7 protein-coding genes and 1 pseudogene are annotated in these 3,751 nt (G+C 67.5%); 5 read left to right on the top strand and 3 right to left on the bottom strand.

All coding sequences use genetic code 11. The annotated features are described in order from the left end of the window. A pseudogene (locus BKN37_RS30065) lies at positions 1-149 on the top strand (ROK family protein); the annotation flags it as partial. 69 nt (positions 150-218) lie between these two features. Here the strand turns inward: BKN37_RS30065 and BKN37_RS26305 are convergent. The 3 genes from BKN37_RS26305 to BKN37_RS26300 all read right to left on the bottom strand — a co-directional run bounded on the left by BKN37_RS26305 (position 219) and on the right by BKN37_RS26300 (position 1,212). Beyond that, positions 219-536 carry a type II toxin-antitoxin system PemK/MazF family toxin gene (locus BKN37_RS26305; protein ID WP_071030158.1) on the bottom strand — a complete coding sequence of 106 codons (318 nt, stop codon included), beginning with the start codon at positions 534-536 and terminating at the stop codon, positions 219-221. Beyond that, positions 526-756 (bottom strand): hypothetical protein, encoded by a 231-nt coding sequence (locus BKN37_RS28160; RefSeq protein ID WP_083342066.1) that lies wholly within the window; start codon positions 754-756, stop codon positions 526-528. Before BKN37_RS28160 ends, BKN37_RS26305 begins: the two co-directional genes overlap by 11 nt. 114 nt (positions 757-870) lie before the next feature. Continuing rightward, a complete protein-coding gene (locus tag BKN37_RS26300; RefSeq protein WP_071030160.1) occupies positions 871-1,212 on the bottom strand; it encodes a winged helix-turn-helix transcriptional regulator in 342 nt (113 codons plus the stop codon). 69 nt (positions 1,213-1,281) lie between these two features. Between BKN37_RS26300 and BKN37_RS26295 the strand changes: the two genes are divergently transcribed. The 4 genes from BKN37_RS26295 to BKN37_RS26280 all read left to right on the top strand — a co-directional run. After that, positions 1,282-1,704, top strand: coding sequence for an anthrone oxygenase family protein (locus tag BKN37_RS26295; RefSeq protein ID WP_071030156.1), 423 nt, complete (start codon positions 1,282-1,284; stop codon positions 1,702-1,704). 430 nt (positions 1,705-2,134) lie between these two features. Further along, positions 2,135-2,710, top strand: coding sequence for a 50S ribosomal protein L10 (gene rplJ / locus BKN37_RS26290; RefSeq protein ID WP_071030154.1), 576 nt, complete (start codon positions 2,135-2,137; stop codon positions 2,708-2,710). Between the two features lie 44 nt (positions 2,711-2,754). Further along, entirely contained in the window at positions 2,755-3,144 is a 390-nt protein-coding gene (rplL, locus tag BKN37_RS26285; protein WP_071030152.1) for a 50S ribosomal protein L7/L12, read from the top strand. Positions 3,145-3,368: 224 nt separating this feature from the next. Continuing rightward, positions 3,369-3,751 (top strand): ABC transporter ATP-binding protein (locus BKN37_RS26280; RefSeq protein ID WP_131823496.1); only part of this gene is annotated, 383 nt, incomplete at its 3' end.

The raw sequence follows: 3,751 nt of genomic DNA, 5'->3' as shown, positions 1-3,751 counted from the left end.
GGCCGGCGCTGTTCGACCCGCTGCGCGCGGCGTTAGGCCGCTACGCGGGGTTGGCGTTTTTAGCCGGGTTGCGGGTGGTGCCGGCCGCACTCGGCGGCGACGCCGGGCTGATCGGCGCGGCCCGACTGGCGAACCTCCGTCCGCGTTGATTCTGCGGCTACCCCGCAGAAGTGCGAGTGGACACCCTGGTGGACGCAGAGTCATCAACGCGGAGGGCTCTAGTCGAGCCCCAGCACCGCCAGGAGTGCAGCATTGACGGCGTCCAGCTCAGCGCCGGCGAGGCGGCCGGCGAATTCGCCGAGACGGACCTGCGGGTCGACGACGGTTAACTGTTCGACCATCACCCGCGTCTTGGTGCCGTGGATCTCGATCTCCGGCCGAAACGATGCGGCGCGGCGGCCGGTTGAGGTTGGCGCGATGATCCAGGTGGACAGCGGTAGGTCGTCGGACTGCACCACGACCGCGTAGCGGCCGCCGGATTGTTCGTGGCCACGGGCATCCTTGGGCACCTTGAGCCGGTAGAGGTCACCACGCACGAACAGCGTCCATCTCCGCGGCCAGTTCGCGTGAGGCGGCGACGTCGTCGGGGTCGTTACGCAGTTCTTCGGCCTCGGCCCGTAACCGCGCACGGCGGTGCGCTCGTTCCGCCTCCAGAATTGCCGTCCGGGCAGCCTCGGAACGGGATTGCCCGTCGCTGGTTAGCGCCGCCAGTGCCCGCTCGACCTCCGAATCAGTGCGGATTGTCAGCGTTCCCATGTTTCAAATCGTAGTGCAATTGCAGTGCAGAGTGTGGCGCGCTTGCGGGCCTGCGGGCGCTGACTCTGCGCTCACGGCGGCAAAGCGCGAGAAGGCCCCGCCGTCGACGCAGAGTCATTGACGCGCGGGGGCCCTGCGCTGCATATGCGTGCGGCCCCAGTCGCACAGCGCGCCCAGCACCGGAGCTAGCGTCTGGCCGTACTCGGAGATCGAATAGTGCACACAGGGCGGCACCGTGCCGGCGTCGTCGCGGTCGATGATGCCGTCGGCGACCAGCTCGTGCAGGTGGCGGATCAGCATCCGCTCGGTGATGCCCGGGATGCTGCGCCGCAGCTCGGCGGTGCGCATCGGCCCGTCGCTGAGCCGCCACAGGATGGTGCCCTTCCAGCGCCCGTCGATCACCGACAGCGCAGCGTCGATCGGGCAGTCGCTGACATCCTTTTTCGACACCGCCATCGCCACTCCTACGCTGACTAATTTGTCAGTACCTTGTTTTTCGTCAGCTTACCGACCAGGGTCGATCCCGTGAAAGAAATCGTGGAGATCCTGGCCGTGCTGGTGGTCGGGCCGCTGGTGGGATCCGAGTTCGCGGTGGCGGCGTTCCTCCATCCGATCGCGGGGCGGCTACCCGACGACGCGTTTCGCGCCGCCCGCAGCGACGGCGCCCGCGTGCTGGGACGCGTGATGCCGTTCTGGTACCTCGCCGCGCTGGCGCTGCTGGTGGGCGCCGCGCTGGTCGCGGGGCCGCAGCGCTGGCTGATCGGGACCGGCGTGGCCCTGATGGCCGCCGTCGTGCTGATGACGGTGGCGGTGATGGTGCCGATCAACAACCGGATTGCCGGCGGGGAGGTGTCGCCTCGGCTCGTCACCCGCTGGGACCGGCTGCACTGGCTGCGGGTGACACTGCTGGCGGCGCTGTTCGTGCTGCTGGTCATCGGCGTCTGCTGAGATCGACGTCCATACGGCGCGACAGCCTGATTCCGGGGGTCGAATGCCAGTTTTCGTGTCGATTTCAGCAGCGTGGCCGGGCTGAGTCGGGCGGCGGAGCCCACGCCCGACGTTGACTCTGCGCCCACCAGGCAGAAGTGCGAGTTGACACCCTGGTGGACGCAGAGTCAACGCCGGGGCATAGGCCACGGCGCCCCGTTTTGGCTGATCGCGGCGGCCGCGGTACGCTAGTCCGCGATCCACCCAAGACCGTCGGTCACCGCAAGGTTGAAGGTCCGGGAATATCCCGGCGGCCCACGCAGGAGGACGAGGCACACACCGGCGCTTGCCGGCATATCTTGACGCCCCGACCGTTCTGCGGCGGGGCGTTCGTTATTTCCGGGTGGACACCAGGCAAGCACAGGGATTTTCGACACCCGAGGAGGTATGCATGGCGAGGGCTGACAAGGCCGCCGCCGTCGCGGACATCGCCGAGCAGTTCAAGGCCTCGACCGCCACCGTGATCACCGAATACCGCGGCCTGACGGTGGCCCACCTGGCCGAGCTTCGTCGCTCGCTGGGCCAGTCGGTCACCTACGCGGTGGCCAAGAACACGCTGGTCAAGCGGGCCGCCTCGGAGGCGGGTGTCGACGGCCTGGACGAACTGTTCGTCGGGCCGACAGCGATCGCGTTCATCAGCGGTGAGCCGGTCGACGCCGCCAAGGCGATCAAGACCTTCGCCAAGGACCACAAGGCGCTGGTCATCAAGGGCGGCTACATGGACGGTCACCCGCTGACCGTCGGCGAAGTGGAGCGCATCGCCGACCTGGAGAGCCGCGAGGTGCTGCTGGCCAAGCTGGCCGGCGCGATGAAGGGCAACCTGTCCAAGGCGGCCGGGCTGTTCAACGCCCCGGCGTCGCAGGTGGCCCGGCTGGCGGCCGCGCTGCAGGAGAAGAAGGCCACCGAGGCTCCGGCCGAGGCGGCCAGCGAGGCTCCGGCGGAAGCACCGGCTGACGCCGCCGAATAACCCCAAATACCCACCACCACCGGAATCAGGAAGGACCCATACCCATGGCAAAACTGTCCACCGACGAGCTGCTCGACGCGTTCAAGGACATGACCCTGCTGGAGCTCTCGGACTTCGTTAAGAAGTTCGAGGACACCTTCGAGGTCACCGCGGCCGCCCCGGTGGCCGTGGCTGCCGCCGCCCCCGGCGGCGCCGCGCCCGCTGAGGCCGCCGAGGAGCAGTCCGAGTTCGACGTCATCCTTGAGTCGGCCGGCGAGAAGAAGATCGGCGTCATCAAGGTCGTGCGCGAGGTCGTCTCCGGCCTGGGCCTCAAGGAGGCCAAGGACCTGGTCGACGGCGCGCCCAAGCCGCTGCTGGAGAAGGTCGCCAAGGAGGCTGCCGAGGAGGCCAAGACCAAGCTCGAGGCCGCCGGCGCCACCGTCACCGTCAAGTAGTTTCCGCCACGAAACCCCCGAGGCCCGGCCTCGGGGGTTTCGTGCATTCCGGGCCGCCGTCCGGGGCCGCAAGGGCAGACTTTAGAGTCGGCACTTGGCTTGTCGGGCGCCGTCTTTAGCGGGCGGTCCCGGTACCGTGATGCGCGCTCACCGAGTGCGCTACAGTGGCCTGTGCCACACGCGCAGGCGCGTGCCGCGAGCAAACGTAGCCGGAAGGATCTCCCATGGGTGTCGCCATTGAGGTAGAAGGACTGACTAAATCCTTCGGTTCTGCGCGAATCTGGGAAGACGTCACGATGACGATTCCCTCGGGTGAGGTCAGCGTGTTGCTGGGGCCGTCGGGTACCGGCAAATCCGTGTTTTTGAAGTCGCTGATCGGTCTGCTGCGCCCCGAGCGCGGCTCGATCCTGATCGACGGCACCGACATCATCGAATGCTCGGCCAAGGAGCTCTACGAGATCCGCACCCTGTTCGGGGTGTTGTTCCAGGACGGTGCGCTGTTCGGGTCGATGAACCTGTTCGACAACACCGCGTTCCCGCTGCGCGAGCACACCAAGAAGAAGGAGAGCGAGATCCGTGACATCGTCATGGAGAAGCTCGCCCTGGT

It is taken from the genome of Mycobacterium talmoniae (genome assembly GCF_001854525.1).
GTDB classification, from domain to species: domain Bacteria; phylum Actinomycetota; class Actinomycetes; order Mycobacteriales; family Mycobacteriaceae; genus Mycobacterium; species Mycobacterium talmoniae.
This window is presented reverse-complemented; position numbering and strand designations above follow the sequence as displayed.

Excerpts from the sequence above, each read along its gene's own strand:
- BKN37_RS28160 (WP_083342066.1), bottom strand. The coding sequence starts at position 756 with ATGGGAACGCTGACAATCCGCACTGATTCGGAGGTCGAGCGGGCACTG.
- rplJ (WP_071030154.1), top strand. The coding sequence starts at position 2,135 with ATGGCGAGGGCTGACAAGGCCGCCGCCGTCGCGGACATCGCCGAGCAG.
- BKN37_RS26300 (WP_071030160.1), bottom strand. The coding sequence starts at position 1,212 with ATGGCGGTGTCGAAAAAGGATGTCAGCGACTGCCCGATCGACGCTGCG.
- rplL (WP_071030152.1), top strand. The coding sequence starts at position 2,755 with ATGGCAAAACTGTCCACCGACGAGCTGCTCGACGCGTTCAAGGACATG.